Source organism: Arthrobacter sp. 05T410 (assembly GCF_056396505.1).
The window spans coordinates 93,492-117,623 of record NZ_JBFTLP010000011.1 but is presented as its reverse complement, the minus strand read 5'-3'; the positions used below and the strand labels follow the sequence as shown (position 1 = coordinate 117,623).

The following is a 24,132-nucleotide window of genomic DNA, read 5'->3' as shown; positions in this document are numbered from 1 at the left end:
TCTTCCTTTCCACCCGGGCGCTAGGAACGGCCGGGGTTGACGGACCCATAGATACTGCGGATCCAGATGGTGGATAACACGTCCAGGGCATGGGACTCCGCGATCGCGGGAATCTCCCGGTTGAGGACGGCGGTGATCACCCGCTCGTTCATGAGATTGAGGCTTACGGCCAGGTCATGGGCGTCGATGCCGTCCGGCGCAGCCCCCCGGGCTTGCTCCGACGAGATGACATCGCTCGAGAAATCGACCCAGGACTGCATCGATTTGGACCAGAGGGCGCGCACCTCGTCGTTGCGGGCCCGCGCTGCAATCGCCGCGGTGGCGACGCCGCGATGCGCCACGAACACCTCAACGAACATGCCAATGGAGCGCGTCCAGGCTCCCGCGGGGTCACTTTCGAAATTTCGCGGCAACTCACTGACACGGTGCTCTACCTCGGAGATCACCCGGTCCAGAAGGGCCAGCAGCATCTCATCCTTGGACGAGAAGTAGAAGTAGAAGGTGGGGCGCGAGATGCCGGCGCCGCGGGCCAGCTCCTCGATCGAAACGTCGTCGAAGGACCGCTCGCCAAGGAGCGCCTCGGCAGTTGTGAGGATCGCGTCCTGGCGTTCATCCCCCGAGACCCGTGCTGTACGTCTTCCACGTGGAGCCATGCGCCCATCCTAACGCGAGGTATCAACACGGTGTTGACTCTCTCGACTTTAAGTCGATAGCTTGGCGTGATGAGCGCGCACGTGGATGTGTTGATTGTCGGAGCCGGGCTGAGCGGCATAGGTTTCGCGAGCCGGCTGAAACGCGAAACACCAGGGAAGACCTTCGCGATCCTGGAGTCCCGGGGCACGGTGGGCGGCACCTGGAATCTCTTCCGATACCCGGGCGTCCGCTCCGACAGCGACATGTACACGCTCGGCTATTCCTTCCGGCCCTGGGCCGGTGTCAAGGCGATCGCCGACGGCGATTCGATCCGCGACTACATCGAGGCGACCATTGCGGACGAGGGCCTGTCTCCGCAGATCCGGCTGAACACCCGGGTGGTCTCTGCCGGCTGGTCCAGCGACACCGCGCTGTGGACGGTGACGGCCGTCCGCACATCCGAGGGCGAATACCGGCACGGCGACCCGGGACCCGGCACCGCCGAGGCGGTCACGTTCACATGCTCTTTCCTGTCTGTGTGCTCGGGCTATTACCGCTATGACGAGGGGTTTACCCCTGCCATTGAGGGCGCCGACACCTTCGCCGGATCGATCGTCCACCCGCAGCACTGGCCGGCCGACCTCGATTACGAGGGCAAGCAGGTGGTGATCATCGGCAGCGGGGCCACCGCGGTGACACTTGTGCCGTCCATGGCGAAGTCAGCCGCGAAGGTGACGATGCTGCAGCGCTCCCCCACGTACATCGCCCCCGTGCCGTCCCGCGACCATCTGGCCGACCGCCTCCGGGGCAAGCTGCCCGCGCAACTGGCGTACGACGTCGTTCGGGTCAAGAATATTCTCTTTTCGATGTTCACGTACCAGCTCAGCCGACGGCGGCCGGAGACCATGAAAGCGATCCTGCGCAAGTCGGCGGTCGCCAAGCTGCCGCAGGGCTTTGCGGTGGACACGCACCTGGCGCCGTCGTATCAGCCGTGGGACCAGCGGGTCTGCGCGATCCCCAACGGGGACCTCTACCGCGCGATCAGCGCAGGCACTGCCGACATCGTGACCGACAGGATCTCCCGGATCACGCCGGACGGGATTGACCTGGTCTCGGGCGGGTCGATCCCGGCCGACGTCATCGTCACGGCGACGGGATTGAATCTGCTGGTGATTGGCGGGATGACGCTCACCGTCGACGGCGAGCCCGTGAACGTGGGCAAGACCCTGACCTACAAGGGCATGATGCTCGACGGCGTGCCCAACTTTGCGCTCACCATCGGGTACACCAATGCCTCGTGGACCCTGAAGGCGGATCTGGTCGCCGGCTACGTCTGCCGGCTGCTGAAGCATCTTGACCGGCGGGGACTGCATTGGGTGGTGCCCGCGGCGCCTGCCGATGTCGCCAACGGTGAGCTGTCCTCCCTGATTGACCTGAAGGCCGGCTACATTTTCCGCGGGGCCGATCAGCTGCCGCGGCAGGGTGCCGGTTCACCGTGGCGGCTGCACCAGAATTACTTCCGAGACTTTGCCCTCCTGAGGGCCGGCAGGTTGACCGACCGGGTCCGTTTCGGTCGGCGCGGACAACAGGTGCGGGCGTCCGGTGGGGCGCCATGTGTGCGCCGGGATCCCCTGACGCTCCCGGGGACGGGATACGTCGACGTCGCAGGCACGCGGTTGCGCTACCGGAAGACCGGCAGCGGCGACCCGGTGCTGGTCCTGCACGGGATCGGCCAGAGCCTGGAGGACTGGAACGGGCAGCACGAGCGGCTCTCGGCACGCCACGCCGTTTACAGCGTGGACCTGCCCGGATTTGCTTACTCGGAACGGCTTTCCGGGCCGGCGACGTTGGCGAAGCTGGCCGACGTCCTGCCGGCTTTCCTCGACGCCGTCGGGGTGCACGAGCCGCTCCCCGTGATGGGAAACTCGCTGGGCGGGGCCGTCGCCATGCAACTGGCTGCCGAACACCCGGACCGCGTTTCGGCGCTGGTTCTTGCGAACAGTGCCGGGTTTGGCAAGGAGGTTGCACTGGTATTGCGCCTGCTCGCGGTCGGGCCGCTCGCGGCGTTGCTGCTGCGTCCGGATCCAGTGGCTTCGCGCCGCACGGTCCAGTCGATCTTCTACGACCAAGCACTGGTGACCGACGCCCGCGTTGACCACGCGTTCGCTTTGTCGCAGCGGGCGTCCCACCGCCAAACCCTCCTCGACGTCGCCCGCGACCTCGGAACCATCTTTGGCGTCAGGGCCGGGTGGCGGAGAGCCCTCCTCGGGGCCTTGGCGCAGTCGGAGACTCCCACGCTCGTGGTCTGGGGCGACCACGACCACATCCTCCCGTTCAGCCACCTCGAGGCGGCAGTGGCAGCGCTGCCACACGCCGAGTCGCACACATTCTCGAAGACGGGGCACATGCCGCAGATCGAACGGCCCGACGAGTTCGCCGCGGTGGTGGAGGACTTCCTGTCACGGGTGCCGGCGGGGAGGCAGGCGGCGGCCATCTGAGGCGTCCGGGCGATCGGAAGGCATAAATAACTTGCCCTGGCTGTAATTACTGGCCGCGTCCCGGAAACTTTGCTTTCAAGCGGGACATTCGGCCCGCCGTCATAAGAATTGGGGGCTACACCATGCATTCACATCGCGCCAGACTCTTCACTGCCGTCACCATCGCAGGTTCTTCCATCGGCCTCGCCCTTGCCGGCTGTGGGCCACAGCCAGGGGCTCCCGCCGCCGCTTCGAGCCTTGTCGTGAGTACCATGGCAGACCGCACGGCGACGTTAACTTTCCCACCTGCTTCCACTGCAGGACCGACGGCGCCTGCCGCCAGGGCGGTACCGGCGTCGGAGGTTCCCGCCTCAGCGGCTAAGCACGGGTCTCCCGCGCTGAAGACCTTCACGTTCCCGGACGGACACATCTCCTTCGCCTATCCGGAGACCTGGACCGTGCGAACCGTGCACCCGCCCGCCGGCCTCCCCGGCGTTGAGGTCACCGTTGCTGACGGTGCGGGAAACGATCTGCTCTTCCTGGCCAACGGCGTCACTGCAGGGTGCACTGGCGGTCCCGTGACGCGTCATGTGTTCGATCACAAGGCAGTTTCCGGAATGACGGCGCCGAACGGCAAGAAGCCCGTCTTCGGATTCGCTGTGGAATCCTTTGGTGATGGCGATGCCTACTTCATGGGGCTAACTGATCCCCGGTCGCTGAAGGAGGGCGAGGGCGTCGCATCGTGGTGCAATCTCGTCTCCACCGCCAACGGCGGACTGTTCACCCGGGTTCTTTTCGGCGACCCGGGGTTCCCGAACAGGGAGGCCGCGAAAGCCTGGATGGCGACAAACCAATACACCCAACTCAAAGCACTGCTGGTCAGCCTGAGCTACACCTGACCGTCGGACCCGGCCCGGCCGCCTCACTGGCGGCCGGGCCGGACCTTTAGGTCAGGGTCCACGAACACTTCGACAGGCCGAACCAGAACCCACGGGCAGATGGCCGCCGCAGAGTTGGGCTCAATCCATTCCAGCCGCGCCAGATCGACCGGAGCCCAAGGCCCGGATGGCATCGTTGAAGTTCTCGCTGGCCAAATAAGGGCACGGCGCGGCCCTATCCCACTGAGCCGGACACAGGGAGCGTTCCTCCACCAGCCCACCAAACTCGGAGCCTCCGATGCCGCTCAAAGCCAGGGACCGAGAAATCCTCTTGCGAGTGCGGGTGGAGTTCGATCAACCCATCAAGCTCTCCCACGAATCCGTGGACCGGCGCCCAGATCACGCCTTGAGGTTGGGGCCGAACTGCAAGACAACGACATCTCCGCCAGCGGTTAAAACTGCGACCCGCGTACCCGAACTCCGTCAGCTGATGATAAGCCGGGTCGTGGAATTCGTCCTCGTCTACTCGATGGACCGTCTGCACCGGAATACGGCAGACGTAAGCGAATACATGTGTGCGGCGAATCTGGCGCCAGACGCGTGCCCGGATGACGCGAATCCGGAATTTCTTCGTGCCAGGCCAGGCGGCGCACTGGCACTTGACCCCGACAGACAAGCGATCCGCATGCAGATACGATGCACTCAGCAGCCGCCGGCCGCTGGACGATACGGTGCCGGCACTGAAGTCTTGGGGGAACACAGTGCAGCGAAAAATATGGATCATCCTTGCGGCGGTGCTTGTCACTGCAGCCGCGGGTGTCATTTTTATGCGCTCTGCGGAAGACAAGGTCACCGCCGATGTGGTCTCCCGGACTGAGCGTTTCTCCATTCCGGCAGACTGGAAGCTGGAGGACAACGTCGCGCGGGGGGAGATGTTCCTCTGCTTCGATACCAACCCGTGCCCGAGCATCTAACGCAGGTGGAACACCGGTAAGGAAATCACCGCCGATGACCTCAAAGCTGTGGTTTCGAAAGCGGGAGTCGAGATGAAAACCGACGGGAAATGCTCGAGGCGCTCCAACGACATTGGGGTCGCAACGGTCTGCAGTTCATCCGGCAATGACGGAGAGTATGACTACCTGATCAATGTCATCAGCCCCGACAAAAACGAATCCGACCTCGCTATTCTCACAGTGCGGCCCACCAATAACCGGCAGAAAATACCCGGTGAATATATCTAGCCAATGGCTGCTGTGAGAGCATCCAGGCCGCATCCACCGCTTTTGGCCGCAGAACAAGGCGGCATTCCGTTCAGCACTATTGGGGATAACAGTTGTGCGCCTAAAAACCCTGCAGATCTTACCGCTGCGGCACTCGCTGGAGTCATAGCCTCATTTCCACTCATCGCGCCTCCGGCCATGGCCGCGGACCTGGTGGCCAAAGAACGTGCAAATGTGGAAACCATCCTTGCCCGCGGTTCAGGACAACGCACTTTCGATGTCGAAGCGACCAGGTTCCTGAACCAGCTAAGGCAGGCCTGCGAAACGTAGACGCTTTTTCGAACGTGCCACGTCGTGCTCCGACTTTGCATGGACGGACTTGTGCAAGGTTTCGCATTGGGCGCCGATGCAACAAGCCCCGCACTAAAAGACGTACGGGGCCTGCTGGGGCGATCACGGCCGAAACTAACTAGATCGGCCGACGGCCTTCGAGCTGGATGGACGTCGAGACCGGAACCGGTCAGAAGAGAGGAAGAAAGGAGAATAGACCCGGGGAAGTGTGAGACCCGAGGCTAGTTGGCGGAAATTGCCAGAAACTAATCACCGTCATTCCGTGGTTTTCTCCAGCCTCTAACACTGTCGGATAACTGACCTAGTTGGCGAAGACACTTGGAGACGGCGACTCCGGCCTCTAGGTAGTCAACCAAGGTCCTGTTCGTCCCTGGTTCCGAGAGTGGTTACCATTCGTCACCGATAAGTGGTCCATAGACCGACCCGAAGCGCTCATGGGGCTTCTTTTTCGAAGAACAGCGCCATGACGTCGGCCGGCCAGTCCGTCGCGCGACTCGTTTCCTTGTCGACGTGGGCAACGGTCATGACGCAGCGCGACACGTTCGTTCCGCCGGAATCGACCATGGCGCACTCGATAAGCGCATCGGGCCCGCGGAACTCGCGCACGAACGACGTGATGGTGATCTCCTGATCGCCCCGAGCAGGCCGCAGAAAGTCGATCTCCATTCTCCGGACCCAGACCATGAACGGCAATGTGCCCAGCGTTTCCAGATCCCAACCGACATAGTCCCGCAGGCCCTCCATCCGGTGATCTGCGTAATAGGTCGCGTATTCCCCCGTGCTCACGTGGTTGTAGGGGTCGAGCTCGGAGAACTTGACCCGGTGCGTGCTCTTGTAAACAATCGGTACCTTCGCCATTCAGCGCCCCTTAGCTTGCCACAATACTGCTCCGCGAAGCCGCAAGCAGCCGATCCGCCCCGCGGTTCAGGAGCCCGTATCCTCGTCTGAGGAGCCGCCCCTTCGGCCCCACGAGCCGAAAAGTGTGGGGCGGGCGGGACCGGCAGGCGACCGCACCCGACGGACGGCCACCACGGCACATGCCCCAATCAGCACGCCGATGAACACGAGGGAAAGACCGACGGTGAACCAACCGCCATGCCCAAAAACCATCATCACAACGCCCGCCAGGGACAGGCCCTTCGCCGCGACGTCCAGATACAATGGGCCCCTCTGGTTCTCCATGCAACTAGGGTAAACCCGTCACACTCCACCAGCGCCGCCCGGCTATCGAGGCTTTGCGACGCCGCCAATTAGGCCCTCCTCGAGCCGGACGGGAAGGACCGCCCGTAACGGACGGCGGAGTAGGACCGGCGCGCCACCGGCCTGAGTGGTGAGCGCCTGAAGGGTGAGCTTTGCCCATGAAGCGGAAATGTTGGGGTCGCGTCCCGCAAAAATGGCCCCGCACGCGTATGGCGTGCGGGGCCGTCCAGGTTTCAATGAGCACAACAGGAGCGAGCGATGCGCTGCCTGCACTCCAAAAAGTCCGCTGGAACCGACTCCCTGCGCAGTCGTCAACAAGCCAAGAGCCGCTGAGAGCGCACAAAGCGGGCCCTGCACGATTTGCCGTGCAAGGCCCGCTTTAGTGGTAGCTATTTGGAAGACTTCCAACTAGACGATGCGTTTCTTCCAAATAGGGTGCCATTCTTCCAACTACTAGGTCGACATCTCACAAAAGACTAGAAGTCCCAGTCGTCATCCTCAGTGTTGACAGCCTTGCCAATCACGTACGAAGAACCGGACCCACTAAAGAAGTCGTGGTTCTCGTCCGCGTTCGGCGACAGGGCCGACAGGATCGCCGGGTTCACGTCGGTGACGGAGGCCGGGAACATGGCCTCGTAGCCCAGGTTCATCAGGGCCTTGTTGGCGTTGTAGTGCAGGAACTTCTTGACGTCCTCGGCCAGGCCGACGGAGTCGTAGAGGTCGTGCGTGTACTGGACCTCGTTCTCGTACAGCTCGAAGAGCAGCTCGAAGGTGTAGTCCTTGATTTCCTGCCGGCGCTCCTCGGAGACCTTCTCCAGGCCCTTCTGGAACTTGTAGCCGATGTAGTAACCGTGCACGGCCTCGTCGCGGATGATCAGGCGGATCAGGTCGGCCGTGTTCGTCAGCTTGGCCCGCGAGGACCAGTACATCGGCAGGTAGAAGCCCGAGTAGAACAGGAAGCTCTCCAGCAGCGTGGAGGCCACCTTGCGCTTGAGGGGGTCGTCGCCCTGATAGTAGTCCATGACGATCTGGGCCTTCTTCTGAAGGTTCTCGTTCTCGGTGGACCAGCGGAACGCCTCGTCGATCTCCTTGGTGGAGGCCAGCGTGGAGAAGATGGAGGAGTAGCTCTTGGCGTGCACGGACTCCATGAACGCGATGTTCGTGTAGACAGCCTCTTCATGCGGGGTGAGGGCGTCCGGAATCAGCGAGACGGCGCCGACGGTGCCCTGGATGGTGTCCAGCAGGGTCAGGCCCGTGAACACGCGCATGGTGAGCTGCTGCTCGTCCGGGGTCAGCGTCGCCCACGACTGCACGTCGTTGGACAGCGGCACCTTCTCCGGCAGCCAGAAGTTGTTGACCAGGCGGTTCCAGACATCCACGTCCTTGTCGTCCTGGATGCGGTTCCAGTTGATCGCCTCGACGTGGCTAAGCAGCTTGACCTTTTCGGTCATGTCATCCCCTAAAGGTTGGGTTTAGTTCTTAGTTAAAGCGTACGACGGCGGGCGGGCGCCCGCCGTCGTACTGTCACGATTTAGTTGAAGCTACAACATGCAGCTGACACAGCCCTCTACCTCGGTCCCTTCCAGCGCGAGCTGGCGGAGACGGATGTAGTAGATGGTCTTGATGCCCTTCTTCCAGGCGTAGATCTGGGCCTTGTTGATATCGCGCGTGGTGGCGGTGTCCTTGAAGAACAGCGTCAGGGACAGGCCCTGATCCACGTGCTGCGTGGCAGCGGCGTAGGTGTCGATGACCTTCTCGTAGCCGATCTCGTACGCGTCCTGGTAGTACTCCAGGTTGTCGTTCGTCAGGTACGGCGCCGGGTAGTACACGCGGCCCAGCTTGCCTTCCTTGCGGATCTCGATCTTGGACGCCACCGGGTGGATCGAGGAGGTGGAGTTGTTGATGTAGGAGATCGAGCCGGTGGGCGGCACAGCCTGCAGGTTCTGGTTGTATATGCCGTGCTCCATGACGGAGGCCTTCAGCTCGCGCCAGTCATCCTGGGTGGGGATGTGGATGTTCTTGAACAGCTCGGCGACCTTCTCGGTCTGCGGGACCCATTCCTGCTCGGTGTACTTGTCGAAGAACTCGCCGGAGGCGTACTTGGACTTCTCGAAGCCGCCGAAGGTCTGGCCGGTCTGGATGGCCAGCAGGTTGGAGGCGCGGACCGCGTGGAACACCACCGAGTAGAAGTAGATGTTGGTGAAGTCCAGGCCCTCTTCGGAACCGTAGTGGACCCGCTCGCGGGCCAGGTAGCCGTGCAGGTTCATCTGGCCGAGGCCGATCGCGTGGCTCTGGTCGTTGCCGCGGGCGATCGAGGGCACCGATGTGATGTTGGACATGTCCGAGACGGCCGAGAGCGACCGGATGGCCGTCTCGATGGTCAGGCCGAAGTCCGGCGAGTCCATGGTCTTGGCGATGTTCAGCGAACCCAGGTTGCAGGAGATGTCCTTGCCGGTCTGGTCGTAGGACAGGTCATCGTGGTACGTGGTGGGCTGCGAGACCTGGAGGATCTCGGAGCACAGGTTGGACATGATGATCTTGCCGTCGATCGGGTTTTCCCGGTTCACGGTGTCCTCGAACATGATGTACGGGTAGCCGGATTCGAACTGGATCTCGGCGAGGGTCTGGAAGAACTCGCGCGCCTTGATCTTGGTCTTCTTGATCCGGGAATCGTCCACCATCTCGTAGTACTTCTCGGTGACCGAGACGTCGGAGAACGGCATGCCGTAGACCTTTTCGACGTCGTACGGGGAGAACAGGTACATGTCCTCGTCCCGCTTGGCGAGCTCGAAGGTGATGTCCGGGATGACGACGCCGAGCGAGAGGGTCTTGATGCGGATCTTCTCGTCCGCGTTCTCGCGCTTGGTGTCCAGGAAGCGGTAGATGTCCGGGTGGTGCGCGTGCAGGTACACCGCACCGGCACCCTGGCGGGCACCGAGCTGGTTGGCGTAGGAGAAGCTGTCCTCGAGGAGCTTCATCACGGGGATGACACCGGAGGACTGGTTCTCGATCTGCTTGATCGGCGCGCCGACCTCGCGGATGTTGGTCAGCGCGAAGGCGACGCCGCCGCCGCGCTTGGAGAGCTGCAGGGCGGAGTTGATGGACCGGCCGATCGACTCCATGTTGTCTTCGATGCGGAGCAGGAAGCAGGAGACCAGCTCGCCGCGCTGGCGCTTGCCGGCATTCAGGAACGTCGGGGTGGCCGGCTGGAAGCGGCCTTCGATGATCTCGTCCACCATCTGGGTTGCGAGCTTCTCGTCGCCGCGGGCCAGGTGCAGGGCCACCATGCAGACGCGGTCCTCGTAGCGCTCCAGGAAGCGCTTTCCATCGAACGTCTTCAGCGTGTATGAGGTGTAGAACTTGAACGCGCCGAGGAAGGTCTCGAAGCGGAACTTCTTCTTGTACGCGCGGTTGTAGAGCTCGCGGATGAAGTTCATCGTGTACTGGTCGAGGGTTTCGCGCTCGTAGTACTCGTTCTTGACGAGGTAGTCGAGCTTTTCCTCGAGGTCGTGGAAGAACACGGTGTTGTTGTTCACGTGCTGCAGGAAGTACTGGTGCGCGGCCTCGCGGTCGGCCTCGAACTGGATTTCCCCGTTGGGGCCGTAGAGGTTCAGCATGGCGTTCAGCTCGTGGTAGCCCAGGCCCTTGTAGGCGGCCGGCATCTCGTGCTTCTTCTCAACAGCGGCGGCGGCTGTGCCGGTGCCCGTGTGCAGGCCTGCGCCTTCAGTTACTGCTTTGTCTGCGACAGTCGTGTCCAAAACTCTTCCAATCCTTGTTGTACGCGGTTGACGTCTTCCGGCGTCCCCATGAGTTCGAAGCGATATAGGTGCGGGACCTTGCACTTGGCGGCGATGATGTCCCCTGCCATGCAGTAGTTGTCCCCGAAATTGGTGTTTCCTGCGCCGATCACTCCGCGGATCAGCTTCCGGTTGCCCGGATCGTTCAAAAACCTGATGACCTGCTTTGGAACAGATCCCTCTCCCCCGGTGCCCCCATAGGTCGGGAGCAACAAAACGTAGGGCTCCCGGGCCACCAGCGGAGCGTCCCTCGGGTAAAGGGGGATCCTGGCGGCGTCGACGCCCAGCTTCGCAACGAAGCGTGCGGTGTTTTCGGAGGTGGAGGAAAAGTAGATGAGCCGGCAGTGGGTGGTGGTGGCCGGTGCTGCCGTGCTGACCGCTTCCCCGCCGTCAGCCGTGGCAGCCACCCGATCTTCAGTTGTTACAGCCACGGTGGTCACCTCATCTACCGTGAATTCTTCCCTGGTAGCGGCGTCCTGGGCTTTTCAGGCGACAGGGCGTTTCAGGCTACAGCGACGGCGGCAGCCTGCGCCAGTTCTTCGATCTTGTCCGGGCGGAAACCTGACCAGTGGTCCTGGTCGGTGACGACAACGGGGGCCTGCATGTAGCCCAGGGACTTCAGGCGCTCGAGGGCTTCCGCGTCCTGGGAAATGTCGACGCTCTGGTAGGCGATGCCCTTCTTGTCCAGCGCGCGGTAGGTCGCGTTGCACTGAACGCAGGCCGGCTTCGTGTAAACCGTAACGGTCATGGTCCTGTCCCCTTTGTTGAAGTCTTCTGTGGAGCGCAATCCCGGCTCCGGATGTCCCGCGCTGATGCTCTGCTGGAACTGTATGTCGATACTACATGTAGTGCAAGAGCCTCATGTGGACCCCAAGATGATGTATTACAAGTATGTCATTTAACCCACCTTTAATCCACAGGAGGGGGCCCTCCAAATGTCCGGATTTCCGCCATTTTGGCGGACAAAATCCACACCCTGTGGAGTAGTTAGCCACATTAATCACGCCCGCGTGTCGCACCGCAGACGGCGTGTCGCGCGCCGCCGCGGGGACCCGGGTTGGTGGCGCCGGCCACTACATCTGGTGTCCGGGCACACGAAAGAGGCGGGCACCGTAGTGCCCGCCTCAAGCGATTCGTGATTGTTCTAACACCGGGGCTAGGAGGCGGAGTCGAGCACGATCTGCTGCACGTCGAGGTAGCCCGTTTCAAACCCGGCCCGGGAGTAGCAGAGGTAGAACAGCCACATCCGCTGGAAGACCGCGTCAAAGCCCATGGCCCCCACCTCGTCCTCGCGGGCCATGAACCGCTCTTCCCAAAGCCGCAGCGTCTGGGCGTAATGCTCACCCATGGCGAGGCGTTCGCGGACGCGCAGTCCGGTCTGCTTCGCCGTGATGTCCTCGATGGCCCGGACGGACGGAATGACCCCGCCCGGGAAGATGTACTTGTGCACCCAGGTGTAGCTGGTGCGGGTGGCCATGAGCCGGTCGTGGGCGATCGTGATGGCCTGGATGGCCACCCTGCCGCCCGGGGCCAGGACCCGCTCGATGGTCTGGAAGTAGGTGGCCCAGTATTCGAAGCCGACGGCCTCGATCATTTCGACCGAGACGACGGCGTCGTACTCGCCCTCCACGGCGCGGTAGTCCTTGAGCTCGATCGTGACGGCGTCGGCGTAGCCGGCCTCGGCCACGCGCTGGCGGGCCAGTTCCTGCTGCTCGCTGGAGAGCGTCACGGAGTAGACGGTGGCGCCGCGGGCGGCGGCGCGCAGGGCAAGCTCTCCCCAGCCGGTGCCGATTTCCAGGACCCGGGTGCCTTCCTTCACACCGGCCTTGTCCAGCAGCCGGTCAATCTTGGCCTGCTGCGCTGCGGCCAGCCCGTCCCAGGCCACGTTCCGCAGGGAGTCGCCGCTTTCCGGGAAGAGAGCGCTGGAGTACGTCATGGTGCTGTCCAGGAACGAGGCGAAGAGCTCGTTGGAGAGGTCGTAGTGCCGGGAGATGTTGGAGCGGGTGTTCTTCTCCGTGTTCCGTTCCCTGCGCGGCTGGCGCGGCAGGTACAGGCCGCGCAGCTTCTGCAGCGGCTCGGGAACGAGCGTGCCGACGCGGGAGGCAAACACCTCCATGACGGCGGTGAGGTCATCGGCGTCCCAGTCGCCGGCCATGAAGGACTCGCCCAGGCCGATCAGGCCGCCGTCGCCGAGGCGGGTGGCGAAGGCAACGGGTCGGTTGATGGTCATGACGGGATAGCCGGCGGCAGCCTCGCCAGAGGCGGTGCCGGCCGGTACCCGGTCGGAGGGAGCCGTGCCCAGTGCTGCTTTGCCCAATACTGTGCCGTCCGGGTACCGGACTTCCAGCGGCAGCCTGCGCACGGCCGCCTTGAAGATGGCGTCCGCAGCGCGTCCGGCCACACGGGCCTTGAGGCTCGAGGGCACCGTGGCGATGCTGGGCCAGATGGCGGCATCGATGGTGGCGGGAGGCTGGGGAACGGTGTACGGCACCCTGCTGGTGACGAGCCCGCTGTCGACGGCGCTGCCGGCAACTGCGCTGCCGTTTACTGCGCTGCTGTGAGTGGTGCCCTGTGCCCGTCCCGTACCGGATCCGGTCGCTTCGGTCATTGTCACTGAACTGCCTCCTGTGAAGGGTGGTGTGGTTTTTTGATGATGGGCAGGCGGCGCGCCCACAGTTTGATGCCCTGCCAGCGGATCTGCGCCGCGACACGCAGCGGGGCCGCGGGTACGGCGAGCGCCGCGGACACGATGTTCCGCACGCTTGCCTGGTGCCGGACGCCGTCCATGGTGGCGATGAAGGGCTGCTGTCCCTCCCGTTCCAGGACGATCGATACGGCGAGCCGTTCGCCGGGTTCGGGGAGCTTCATGCGGTACTCGCCGTCGACGTCGTTGAACGGCGAGACGTAGAACGCCTTCGGGACGCTCGCCCTGCCCGTGGCGTCGGTTTCGAGGAGGTAGCAGTGCCGCTCCCCGTACGTGTTGTGAACCTCGGCGACGACGCAGCGCAGCTCACCGGAAGCACTATGGCACCAGAACACGCTCAGCGGATTGAACACGTGCCCGAACACCCGGGCGCTGGCAAGCATGGTGATGCGCCCGCCGTCGAGCCTTATCCCTTGGGTGGCAAGGTAGCTTTCCACGTTGCCGCGCAGGGTGCCGTCCGGATCGCCGAGGTGGTCCTCCACCCGGAATCCCGCCAGCGGCCGCAGCAGGCGCGGCAACTGCGGGAGATGGTCGACGTCGACATACCAGCTGTAGCTGCGGTAGGTAAACGCGTTGCGCAGCGGAGTCCGCCGCACATGGGCGATGGCAGTGCGGTAGATGGCCGCGCCGTGGAGGCCGGCCGGATGGATGGCGGCCGGGGCGCTCATGGCACCTCCACCGCAGTCGGCGGAACTGCGGCCGGCTGGACTGCGGGCGGGGCGAGGTCCGGGTCCACGGCCACCGTGCCGATGTTAACAGTGTCGCTGTTGACCGGGTCCCAGTCGCGGCCGAGCCGGGCGGCCGCCTTGAGGCCGGACAGGGCGCCGTCCTCGTGGAATCCCCAGCCGTGGTACGCGCCGGCGAAGGCCAGCCGCCCGTCGCCGAGTCCGAGGATCCGCTGCTGCGCCGCCAGCGACTCCGGGGTGTACTGCGGGTGCTCGTAGACCATCCGGTCCAGGACCGTGGCGTCGTCGATCAGTTCGGATTCGCCGAGGCTGACGATGTACCGGCCGGCGTCGACGAGTTCCAGCCGTTGCAGCCGGGTCATGTCGTAGCTGACCAGGACCTTGTCCGGCCGGGCGTCGCAGGACGGCAGCCGGTAGTTCCAGGAGGCCTGGGCGTTGGGGCTGGCCGGCAGCACGGCCTCGTCACGGTGGAAGAGCGTCTGGTTCACCGAATACGGCATGCCGCCAAGGGCGGCCCTCTCGGCCGCCGAGGCGTCGGTGAGCATGCGCAGGGCCTGCGCCGGGTGGGTGGCGATGACGACGGCGTCAAAGGTCTCGCGCACGGTCCCGGCACCGAGCGCGGACGTGACGTCGACGCCGTCGGCGTGCCGGTGCACCGTGGTGACCGGGCTGGCGAGCCGGATGTCCGGCAGGGTCGCGGCGACCTTGTCGACGTAGCTGCGCGAGCCGCCGGTGACGGTCCGCCATTGCGGGGAGCCCTTGACGCCGAGCAGGCCGTGGTGGCCCAGGAAGGTGAACAGGTAGCGGGCCGGGTAGGCCAGCGCGGTGGTGGGGTCGCAGGACCAAACGGCGCTGACCACGGGGGTCATAAAGTGCGAGATGAAATAGCCGCTGAACTTCTCCTGGGCCAGGAACTCCCCCAGGGTGAGCTCGTGTCCGGCGAATGCCGTGCCTGTGCCTGCGGCGGGTTCGGCCAGCAGGGCGCGGGCCCGGCGGTGGAACCGGGTGATTTCCAGCAGCATCCGCAGGTAGCGGCCACGCAGCAGGGTGGACGGCCGGGGAATGATCCCGCGCCCCTTGGCCCGTGCGCCGGCGTATTCCAGCCCGCAGCCGTCGCAGCGGACGGACATGCTCATTTCGGAGTCCTGGGTTTCGACGCCGAGCTCGGCGAACAGGCGCAGGAGCGTGGGATACGTCCGTTGGTTGTGGACGATGAAGCCGGTGTCCACGCCCAGCGTGGGTCCGTTCTGCTGCGGCACATCGTGGGTGTGGGCGTGGCCGCCGAGCCGGGAGTCGGCCTCGAAGAGCGTTACCCGGTCCTGCCCGTTCAGCACGTACGCGGCGGTCAGCCCCGCCACTCCGCTGCCGATGACGGCGACGCGCCGGCCTGCCGGAATCCCTGCTGCTTGCGACACTGATCTGCTCCTGTTGTCTGGCCCGAAGTCTCTTATGGGCAATTCGGTGCCGTCGGGCGGCCGGATGAGTATGAATGTGGAATTTTTCAGTTCTGCTGTCAGACCCTCGCCAGTGACGCCGTCAGCTGCCACCCGAGTTGGGTTCCTCGGATTCTCCTGCATGTGCCCGGCCGCGCAGCGCAGACTTTCCGTGCGGACATTCCGGCAGACACATCAGCACGCAGACCAGCACGGCCGCCGGAGGGCCGGATATGCCACAATGAAGCGGGAATTCCGGTCCCGTCTCCGTGGACCCGCAACCAGGCGAAGGGCAGCCCTTGATCAACCCCGTCCATCTCCGGACCCTTGTGGAAGTGATCCGGCTTGGATCGTTTGCGGCCGCCGCCACCCGGTTGGGCTACACGGCTTCGGCCGTCTCCCAGCAAATGTCGGCACTGGAACGCGACACCGGCGTCACCTTGTTCCAGCGCGCGGCCCGCAGCATCCAGCCGACCGAAGCCGCCGTCGTCATGACCCGGCACGCCGCCAAGGTCCTGACGGACATCGAGACGCTGATGGCCGCCGCCTCCCGGGCGCAGGAAAGTCCCAGCCAGGAGCTGCGGCTGGGCATCTTCCCGAGCCTCGCCACCTATGTGCTGCCGCCGATCCTGCGGAACCCTGCTTGGAAGAAGCTCGGCATCGACCTGCGGGTCTCGGTCGCGGAACCGGCCCAGACCATCCAGGGGCTGCGGACCGGCGGCGAACTCGACGTCGCCCTGGTGTACCAGGTGGGTCAGTCCGGCCTCGCCTGGCCGCACACCGTGGACCGGCAATGGATCGGCGACGACGACTTCCGCGTGGTGCTGCCGGCGGCCTGGGGCATCGGCACGGATTCCAAGGTCGCCGCGCCGCATCTATCGGACATGCCCTGGATCATGCACCACCCCGGCACGTCGGACGCCACGGTGATTGAACGGCTCTTCGCGAGCTGCAACCTGCACCCCCGCGTGGTGGCCTACAGCGATGACTTCCACGCGAGCCTGGAGATGGCGGCCGCCGGGCTCGGCGCCGCCCTGGTCCCCGACCTCGCCCTGCGGCACCGGCCTGCCGGCGTGGTGGTCCTCGATGTGCCGGAGATCCGGCTGGCACGGAATGTTTTCGCCCTGCTGATCAATGAGAAACGGACGGCCCAGGTCCAGCTGTTCGTGGAGCTGCTGGCCGAGACGATGCACCGGCCCGGGACCACGGGAAGGGACTGAGCTGAAGCCCCCGTTAGGCCGGCGCCGTTCAGCGCCGCCTGGCCCGCTTCCCGACCGGCGCCACGAGTGCGTCGATGATCCGGTGCTTGGTCCGGGTGTACGGCGGGTAGATCAGTTCCAGCGTGTCCGGCCACAGCGGCTTGTCCAGGGTGGGGCGCTCATGCGAGAACGTCCGCACCGAATGTTCCCCGTGATAGGCCCCCATGCCGCTGCCGCCGACCCCTCCGAAGGGAAGCCCGGGGACTGACAGGTGGGCCGCCGGTACATCGAAGCACAGGGCCCCCGACGAGGTCCGCCCGGCGAAGGCGCGGCGCGTCTGCGGATCGTTGCTGAAGACGTAGAGTGCCAGGGGCTTGGCGCGCCCGTTGACCTCCTCGATGGCCGCGTAGAGCCCGTCCACGGGCACCAGTGGCAGCAGGGGTCCGAAGATTTCTTCCGCCATGACGGCGTCGCCGGGCGCCGGGCGCAGCAGGGTCGGCGCAAAGTAGCGGCTGGCGGCGTCGCGCTGTCCGCCGTGCACCACCGTGCTGGCGTCGGCGAGGGCCGCGAGCCGTGCGAAGTGGCCGTCATCGACGATCCGGCCGTACGACGGGCTCGCCGCCGGGTCAGGTCCGAAGAGCGCCGTAACGGCCTTGATCAGCTCGGCCTGCAGCGGCTCCAGGACCTCCTCCCGGGCCAGGACGTAGTCGGGTGCGACGCACGTCTGCCCGGCGTTCATGAACCGGCCCCAGGCGATGCGTTTGGCCGCCGTGGCCAGGTCCGTGGATGCATCGACGTAGGCCGGGGACTTGCCGCCGAGCTCCAGCGTCACCGGGGTCAGGTGCTCGGCCGCCGCGCGCATGACCACCTTGGCCGCGGCTTCTCCCCCGGTGAAGAAGATGTGGTCGAAGCGTTCGGACAGGAGGGCGGTGGTCTCCGGGATGCCGCCCTCAACCACTTCGGCGGCGCCGGCCAGGTATTCGGGAATCCAGCGGGCCAGTACGGCCGAGGTGGCCGGGGCATGTTCGCTCGGCTTGAGGACCACGGTGTTTCCCGCGGCCAGGGCGCCGGCGAGCGGGGCGAGCAGCAGTTGCAGCGGGTAGTTCCACGGCCCGATCACCAGCACCACGCCCAGCGGGGTGAGTTCGGTCCAGGCGCGGGCCGGCCGCACTGTCAAAGGAACCGGCACGCGGCGGGGCCGCAGCCAGCCTTCGAGGTGCCGCTCCAGGTGCGCCGCCTCGGCGTCCACGAACCCGATCTCCGCGAGCTGAGCCTCGGTGTGGTGCTTGCCCAGGTCGCGGGCGAGGGCTTCGGCGAAGTCCGCGTGCCGCTCCGCGAGCATGCGCCGCAGCCGGCGCAGCTGATCCAGCCGCCAGGTGAGCGGGCGGGTGGTCCCGGCGTCGAACGCGGCCCGGGCACGGCCGACGGGTGAGATTACATGCTGCATCCGATCAATGTACAGTCATGCGGCCGTCCGCCGGTCCGGTACCGGTGACTCCGGTACGGAAAACCCCGCCAACGCTGGAATGGTCCGGTTTTCAGGACTATGTTGAAGATATGAACAAGGTAGCGAGCAAGCACTTCGGCGAGGTCGAGCTCAACCACGGACGGGAGCATAATCTCACCGCCACGCATGAGCTGGCGGGCCAGACCGTGGAGCTTGACCTGAATGTCAACGCGCATGACCATTTCGATGAAGCGGCCATGCATAAAGTTGACTACCGCCTGCGCTTCCTGCCCGAACTCGTGGACCAGGTCCGCGAAATGATCGCCGAGGAACTGGACCAGGAAGGCACCAGTCCGCAGGAGTACCGCCACTTCCATTGCAACGCGATCAAGGACGAACACCTCAAGAAGGTCTTCGGCGTCGAGGACAAGAGCCAGCTGACCGACGAGGTCTTCCTCAAGGCGCTCAAGCTCGGCCACGTGGGCATCTACCCCGGCCAGCCGGAACGCTACTTCGTCCTCGATTTCACGCTGGGCCAGCACTTCACCGACGAGGTCCTCGTCGCTTCCGCGGATGAGGACGGCGTCGTCGACGACGAAATCCTCTGGGAGTCCTGACCCGGGCATCCTGAGTCGCTGGTAGTCCTGCATCGACTGCTCCGTAGATGCCCTTCCGGGCGCTCAAAACGGCGGCTGCCCAGCAATCGATGATCAAGAACGTACGACGCCGGCCGGCCACCTTGGGAAGGTGACCGGCCGGCGTCGTTTGTGCGTGGAGCGGACTCCTTGGCGGCTGCCTATTTGGCGGCCCCACTTAAGGGGTTCCTCTATTTGGCCGCTGCCTATTTGGTGGCCTGTGTTACTTGGCGGCTGAGAGCAGTTCGGCGCGGACCGTCCTGGTGGCCGTGACGAGGTTGCGCAGGGACTCCTCAGTCTCGGCGTAGCCGCGGGTCTTCAGGCCGCAGTCCGGGTTGACCCAGAGCTGGCGGGACGGGACGTGCTTGACGGCGGTGCTGAGCAGTTCGGTGACTTCCTGTTCGCCCGGGACGCGGGGCGAGTGGATGTCGTAGACGCCCGGGCCAACGCCGCGGCCGAAGCCGTGGGACTCGAGGTCGTGGACGACCTCCATGCGGGAGCGGGCGGCCTCGATCGAGGTGACGTCGGCGTCGAGGCCGTCGATCGCGTCGATGATGGCGCCGAACTCGGAGTAGCACAGGTGTGTGTGGACCTGGGTGGCGTCCGCGGCACCTGCGGTGGAGAGCCGGAAGGACTTCACGGACCAGTCCAGGTACGCGGCCTGGTCGGCCTTGCGCAGCGGCAGGAGCTCGCGCAGGGCGGGCTCGTCCACCTGGATGACCTTGATGCCGGCCGCCTCGAGGTCGGCGATCTCGTCGCGGAGGGCCAGCGCCACCTGGTTGGCGGTCTCGCCGAGCGGCTGGTCATCGCGGACGAAGGACCAGGCCAGGATGGTGACCGGGCCGGTGAGCATGCCCTTCATCGGCTTGCTGGTCAGGGACTGCGCGTACTCGGCCCACTTCACCGTGATCGGGGCGCTGCGGGTGACATCGCCCCACAGGATGGACGGTCGGGTGCAGCGCGAGCCGTAGGACTGGACCCAGCCGTGGACGGTGACGTCAAAGCCTTCGAGGTTCTCGGCGAAGTACTGGACCATGTCGTTGCGTTCGGGCTCGCCGTGGACCAGGACATCGAAGCCGAGCTCTTCCTGCAGCTCCACGACGCGCTTGATCTCGTCCTTCATAAGCTGCTCGTACTGCTCCGTGGTGAGGTCGCCGCGGTTGGCGCGGGCCCTGGCGGTGCGGATTTCGCCGGTCTGCGGGAAGGAGCCGATGGTGGTGGTGGGCAGCGGCGGCAGGTGCAGCGCCTTCTCCTGGGCTGCCTCGCGGACGGCGTAGGCGGAGCGGTTGAAGTCGGCGCCGGTCAGGGCGGCGGTGCGGGCCCGGACGTCGCCGCGGCGGACGCCTTCGGCCTCGGCGCGGGAGGCGATGACGCGGGTGGCCTCGTCGATGGCGGGCTGGACGGCTGCCTCGTCGGTCAGCAGACCGGCGAGGGTGACGACTTCAACGGCCTTCTGGTCGGCGAAGGCCAGCCAGCTGCGCAGCTGCTCGGAGAGTTGGACTTCCTCGTCGACGTCGTGCGGGACGTGCTGCGTGGAGGTGGAGGTGCTGATGGCCAGCTTGGCCACCGACTTCTTCAGTTCGGCGATCTTCTTCGCGGAGGCGGCGAGGTCGTTGCGCCAGATGTTGTGGCCGTCCACGACGCCGGCGACGAGGGTCTTGTTGCCCAGCGCGGCCAGGGCAGCGGCGGACGGGACCTCGCCCTTGAAGACGTCCAGGTGCAGGGCGTCGATGCCGGTGGCGGCGAGGGTGCCGAGCTGGCCGTTGAGCGCGCCGTACGGGGTGGAGACGAAAAGCTGCGGGCGCCGGGCCGCGGCGGCCAGGGCCTCGTAGGAACGGGCGACGGCGGCCTGGATTTCCACGGCCGGGGTGTCCTGGTCCACCACGAGGGCGGGCTCGTCGAGCTGGACCCAGCTGGCGCCGGCGGCGGCGAGCTTCTGAAGCAGCGCCGTGTAGACCGGGAGGACGTCCTCCAGGCGGGACAGCGGGCTGAAGCCGGCCGGGGCGTCGTCGGAGGCCTTGCTCAGCAGCAGGAACGTCACGGGGCCGACGATGTACGGGCGGGTCTCGACGCCGTTGGCGAGGGCGTATTCGAATTCCTCGACGATCCGGTTCGAGGTCAGCGCGAAGTTGGTTTCCGGCCCGATTTCCGGCACGAGGTAGTGGTAGTTGGTGTCGAACCACTTGGTCATTTCCAGTGGCTGCTGGTCCTTGTTGCCGCGGGCCAGGGTGAAGTAGCCGTCGATGTCGAGCTGGCCCTGCGCGTTGAGGAGGTTCCCGAAGCGGGCCGGCACGGCGCCGAGGTGGGCGGCGGCGTCGAGCACCTGGTCGTAGTAGGAGAAGGTGCCGGGCACCGCGGCGGCTTCGGTCAGGCCCAGGCCCTGGAGCCGCTTGGCTGTGCCGAGCTGGATTTCCTTGGCGGCCGCGTCCAGGGCTGCGGCGTCGATCTTGCCGGCCCAGTAGGCCTCGACGGCCTTCTTGAGTTCGCGGCGGCGGCCGATGCGCGGGTAGCCCAGGATCGAGGCAGCCGGGAACGGAGTGGGGTTGGGGGTGTTCAGTGCAGTCATGGGAAGTCCTAAGTGTTGGTGGTGTGGTGCGGAGGGAAGTTGTGTTGTCCTGGCGCGGTCAGCTGGCGAGCTGGCGGCGGCTGGCCGTGTGCCGGTTTCCGCTGTTCTTGTTGCCGCGGTGCGGGCGGGGCAGCGCGAGTTTGTCCAGCACGTCCAGTGCCGCGGCGTGCTCATTGAACGTGTAGAGGTGGATGCCGGGGGCTCCGGCGTCCAGGGCTGCGTTGGCGAGATCAACGGTGGCGCTGACCCCGATCCGCGTCCGTTCGGCGTCGGTGTCGGCAGCCGCGAGGCGTTCGATGAGTTCCGGGGCCGGTTCGACGCCGGTCAGTTCCCCGAGCCGGGCGAGCCGCCGGAGGCTGGTGAGCGGCATGACCCCGGGAATTATCGGGATGGTCACCCCGGCCCGGCGTGCCCGGGCCAGGAGGTCGGCGTACTGCTCGGTGTGGAAGAAGACCTGGGTGATGGCGAAGTCGGCGCCGGAGCGCTGCTTGGCCAGCAGGACCTCGACGTCGTGCGCCTCGCTCGGGGATTCCGGGTGCCGGGTCGGGTAGGCGGCGACGCCGACCGCGACCCTGCCGGCGCACAACAGCGCCGAACGGCGCTGCTCCACGCGGCGGATGAGTTCGATCAGGTCCTGGGCGTACCGGAGCGATCCCGGCGGCGGGGTTTCTCCATCCTTGGGCCGGTCGCCGCGGAGGGCGAGGATGCCGCGGACGCCGACGTCGAGCAGTTCGCCGATGATCTCCGCCAGTTCCTGCGGGGAATTCCCCACACAGGTCAGGTGGGCCAGGGGCCGGAGCGTCGTTTCCTGCACGAGCCGGTTGACGAGATCGACGGCGGTGCTGCGGTTGGAGCCGTTGGAGCCGTAGGTCACGGACACGTAGTCCGGGTCCGTGGCTTCCAGTTCGCCGATGGTGGTCCAAAGGGATTCCGCGGCTGCGGGCGACCGCGGCGGGAACAGCTCGTAGGACAGCGCAACAGGGGCCGCGCCGGCAAGATTGGGATGGGTATCGATAAGGCTTGGTGGTGACATTTGCGTCCTTGGCTTTGAACACTGCCGCCGGGAGATCCGGAAGCCCCGAAGGACCGGAACCAGAAACGGAAACTCCGTCGTCAGTGAATTGAGTTTGGGGAACACGGAGGGAACTTCAGCAGGGCGCAGCCGCGACTGTTACGCCTGATACGAAGTTGTCCGTGAGCAAATGTCAGGCCCACATGGGGGCACCCACACCCTCCTGGGCCGCCCAGGGGCAGCTTTCAGCGGAGGATCGCTGACACGTTACTGAGGTAACTTGTATAGAACTCTAAGGCCGGGCCGTGGGGCCTTCAAGTCGGGCCCCGAATTAAGACGCACCTTTACGGCCGTTTGAGGCGCTGGGCAGAACAATGTTCGCCCAAGGCGCCATTTTCGCCCCACGCGGCCCGCTCTCCCCAACGCATCCGGGCAGGACTATCCTGTTGCCATGATCCAGCTTCCAGCCAGCTATCAGCAGTATCTCGCCGGCAAGAGCGAGAGCTTCATCAACACCGTCCGGCCAGTCCTCATGCAGTCGGCCGCAGAGAGGTTGCACGGGGTCCGGATTCTCGTGCTTCCGCATGGCCACCAGGCGCATCTGGATGACACCATCCCGTATGGGACGGTGGTTGAGGACATCGACTGAGCCCGGTTAGCCTTTGTCTAGTCCCCCAGGAGCAGCCGCTGGGAACGCGGGGCCAGCGTGTGTTCGAGCACCAGGCAGGCCGCACCGACGGCGCCGACGTCCTCGCCTACCCCCGTGCCCACGACTTCGATCCCATGGATCCTCCGGGTGGCACTGTTCGCCTCAACCAGTCCGGGGACCAGCTCGAGGTAAGCCGCTGAGAGGCAGGTCCAGAACGGGCCGCCGAACACTACCCGGTCCACGTCCAGGGCGTTGGTGACGACCGACACCGCACGGGCCACGAGCACTGCGGACCCACGAATGATTTCCTTGGCTGCGTCGTTGCCGGCTTCGGCGATCGCGCACAACTCGGCGAAACGTTCCTGAACTGCCGGCGCGCTCCTGTCCTGGAGTGAACCATTCAATATCCCGGCCGCCTCAGCCTGCGCCACGAGGACCTGCGGAATGGCAGAGGACTTCACGCAGCCGTGCTGCCCGCAGTCGCAGAGGGCACCGCCCGGGTCGACGATGATGTGCCCGATTTCCCCGGCGTTGCCCGAGGTCCCGCGGACGACTTCGTCGTTGAGCACGATCCCGCAGCCGATCCCGGTCCCCATGTACATGAAGACGAAGCTGCCCTCGCCGCTGGGGCCCCCGGCCCAGGTTTCGGCCACGGCTGCGCTGGTGACGTCCTTGTCCATGAGTGTCGACAGGCCCGTGGCTTCCGCGAGGCCATCCCGCAGCCCCACGTGGTCCCAGCCCGGCAGCAGCGGCGGGTCCACGACGGCGCCCTCGTTGAGGTCGATGGGCCCCGGCGACGCAACCCCGAGCCCGGCGATCCGGTCCGGGTCCACCCCGGAGTCCAGGATGATTCTCTTGATTTCGCCCGCGATGGTGTCAATCACAGCCCTGGGGTCGGTGCCGGGCGGGGTGGTGATCCGTGAGTGCCGGACGACGGCACCGAGCAGGTCCAGCACGACGAACGTGAGGACGGCCGGGTCCAGGTGGACGCCCACGGCATACATCCCCGAGGGATTCAGCCGGAGCATGGTCCTGGGCTTGCCCGGCCCGGTGCCTTCCTTGCCTGCCTCGACGATCAGGTGCTGGTCCAGCAGGCGGCGGGAAATGTTGGAGATGGTCTGCGGCGAGAGTCCGACAATCTGGGCGAGTTCCACCCGGCTCAGCCCGCCCGGCGTGCGGCGGATGGCGTCGAGGATGACTGTGAGGTTGAAGTCGCCCATCTTCGGTAGGTTGGTCCCTCGCCTC

The 24,132-nt window shown here is 65.4% G+C and carries 19 protein-coding genes; 6 read left to right on the top strand and 13 right to left on the bottom strand.

Features of this window, described 5'->3' with window-relative positions:
• Nucleotides 1-20 precede the first annotated feature (20 nt).
• On the bottom strand, nt 21-653 hold the full coding sequence (locus AC1DFR_RS14830; protein WP_476850100.1) for a TetR/AcrR family transcriptional regulator: 633 nt from the start codon (nt 651-653) through the stop codon (nt 21-23).
• A gap of 69 nt (nt 654-722) precedes the next feature.
• On the opposite strand from AC1DFR_RS14830, the gene AC1DFR_RS14825 reads away from it, so the two are divergent.
• From AC1DFR_RS14825 to AC1DFR_RS14815, 3 genes are all read left to right on the top strand, one after another.
• Nucleotides 723-3,131, top strand: a complete 2,409-nt coding sequence (locus tag AC1DFR_RS14825; protein ID WP_476873748.1) for an alpha/beta fold hydrolase — start codon at nt 723-725, stop codon at nt 3,129-3,131.
• Nucleotides 3,132-3,382: 251 nt separating this feature from the next.
• Entirely contained in the window at nt 3,383-4,009 is a 627-nt protein-coding gene (locus AC1DFR_RS14820; protein ID WP_476873747.1) for a hypothetical protein, read from the top strand.
• 587 nt (nt 4,010-4,596) lie between these two features.
• Nucleotides 4,597-4,962: a hypothetical protein gene (locus AC1DFR_RS14815; protein WP_476873746.1), complete on the top strand. Its 366-nt coding sequence runs from the start codon at nt 4,597-4,599 to the stop codon at nt 4,960-4,962.
• A gap of 1,029 nt (nt 4,963-5,991) precedes the next feature.
• Here AC1DFR_RS14815 and AC1DFR_RS14810 read toward each other — a convergent pair.
• The 8 genes from AC1DFR_RS14810 to AC1DFR_RS14775 form a co-directional block, all read right to left on the bottom strand.
• Nucleotides 5,992-6,417 carry an acyl-CoA thioesterase gene (locus AC1DFR_RS14810; RefSeq protein WP_277523299.1) on the bottom strand — a complete coding sequence of 142 codons (426 nt, stop codon included), beginning with the start codon at nt 6,415-6,417 and terminating at the stop codon, nt 5,992-5,994.
• Between the two features lie 818 nt (nt 6,418-7,235).
• Nucleotides 7,236-8,210, bottom strand: a complete 975-nt coding sequence (gene nrdF / locus AC1DFR_RS14805) for a class 1b ribonucleoside-diphosphate reductase subunit beta (protein ID WP_223916933.1) — start codon at nt 8,208-8,210, stop codon at nt 7,236-7,238.
• 90 nt (nt 8,211-8,300) lie between these two features.
• Nucleotides 8,301-10,421 (bottom strand): class 1b ribonucleoside-diphosphate reductase subunit alpha, encoded by a 2,121-nt coding sequence (gene nrdE / locus AC1DFR_RS14800; protein ID WP_026537148.1) that lies wholly within the window; start codon nt 10,419-10,421, stop codon nt 8,301-8,303.
• Between the two features lie 65 nt (nt 10,422-10,486).
• The gene (nrdI, locus tag AC1DFR_RS14795) at nt 10,487-10,891 is read right to left on the bottom strand and encodes a class Ib ribonucleoside-diphosphate reductase assembly flavoprotein NrdI (protein WP_223916943.1); all 405 of its coding nucleotides are present in this window, start codon (nt 10,889-10,891) and stop codon (nt 10,487-10,489) included.
• A gap of 167 nt (nt 10,892-11,058) precedes the next feature.
• Nucleotides 11,059-11,304, bottom strand: coding sequence for a glutaredoxin-like protein NrdH (nrdH, locus tag AC1DFR_RS14790; protein WP_018773329.1), 246 nt, complete (start codon nt 11,302-11,304; stop codon nt 11,059-11,061).
• 408 nt (nt 11,305-11,712) lie between these two features.
• A complete protein-coding gene (locus AC1DFR_RS14785) occupies nt 11,713-13,170 on the bottom strand; it encodes a class I SAM-dependent methyltransferase (protein ID WP_476873745.1) in 1,458 nt (485 codons plus the stop codon).
• Nucleotides 13,167-13,928 carry a DUF1365 domain-containing protein gene (locus AC1DFR_RS14780; RefSeq protein WP_476873744.1) on the bottom strand — a complete coding sequence of 254 codons (762 nt, stop codon included), beginning with the start codon at nt 13,926-13,928 and terminating at the stop codon, nt 13,167-13,169. The genes AC1DFR_RS14785 and AC1DFR_RS14780 overlap by 4 nt, the downstream gene beginning before the upstream one ends.
• On the bottom strand, nt 13,925-15,361 hold the full coding sequence (locus tag AC1DFR_RS14775) for an NAD(P)/FAD-dependent oxidoreductase (protein ID WP_476873743.1): 1,437 nt from the start codon (nt 15,359-15,361) through the stop codon (nt 13,925-13,927). Before AC1DFR_RS14775 ends, AC1DFR_RS14780 begins: the two co-directional genes overlap by 4 nt.
• Nucleotides 15,362-15,678: 317 nt before the next feature.
• On the opposite strand from AC1DFR_RS14775, the gene AC1DFR_RS14770 reads away from it, so the two are divergent.
• Complete coding sequence (locus AC1DFR_RS14770) at nt 15,679-16,599, top strand: LysR family transcriptional regulator (protein ID WP_476858332.1); 921 nt, start codon at nt 15,679-15,681, stop codon at nt 16,597-16,599.
• A gap of 28 nt (nt 16,600-16,627) precedes the next feature.
• On the opposite strand, the gene AC1DFR_RS14765 is transcribed toward AC1DFR_RS14770, so the two are convergent.
• Nucleotides 16,628-18,025 carry an aldehyde dehydrogenase family protein gene (locus tag AC1DFR_RS14765; protein ID WP_476873742.1) on the bottom strand — a complete coding sequence of 466 codons (1,398 nt, stop codon included), beginning with the start codon at nt 18,023-18,025 and terminating at the stop codon, nt 16,628-16,630.
• A 110-nt stretch (nt 18,026-18,135) separates the two neighbouring features.
• Between AC1DFR_RS14765 and AC1DFR_RS14760 the strand changes: the two genes are divergently transcribed.
• Complete coding sequence (locus AC1DFR_RS14760) at nt 18,136-18,642, top strand: DUF2004 domain-containing protein (protein ID WP_026537142.1); 507 nt, start codon at nt 18,136-18,138, stop codon at nt 18,640-18,642.
• A gap of 241 nt (nt 18,643-18,883) precedes the next feature.
• Here AC1DFR_RS14760 and metE read toward each other — a convergent pair whose 3' ends face one another.
• Entirely contained in the window at nt 18,884-21,226 is a 2,343-nt protein-coding gene (gene metE / locus AC1DFR_RS14755; protein WP_476873741.1) for a 5-methyltetrahydropteroyltriglutamate--homocysteine S-methyltransferase, read from the bottom strand.
• A 58-nt stretch (nt 21,227-21,284) separates the two neighbouring features.
• Nucleotides 21,285-22,259 carry a methylenetetrahydrofolate reductase gene (locus AC1DFR_RS14750; RefSeq protein WP_476850125.1) on the bottom strand — a complete coding sequence of 325 codons (975 nt, stop codon included), beginning with the start codon at nt 22,257-22,259 and terminating at the stop codon, nt 21,285-21,287.
• 430 nt (nt 22,260-22,689) lie between these two features.
• Between AC1DFR_RS14750 and AC1DFR_RS14745 the strand changes: the two genes are divergently transcribed.
• Nucleotides 22,690-22,887, top strand: coding sequence for a hypothetical protein (locus AC1DFR_RS14745; protein ID WP_018773338.1), 198 nt, complete (start codon nt 22,690-22,692; stop codon nt 22,885-22,887).
• 17 nt (nt 22,888-22,904) lie between these two features.
• Here the strand turns inward: AC1DFR_RS14745 and AC1DFR_RS14740 are convergent, their stop codons facing one another.
• Entirely contained in the window at nt 22,905-24,107 is a 1,203-nt protein-coding gene (locus AC1DFR_RS14740; protein WP_043436509.1) for an ROK family transcriptional regulator, read from the bottom strand.
• Nucleotides 24,108-24,132: the final 25 nt, after the last annotated feature.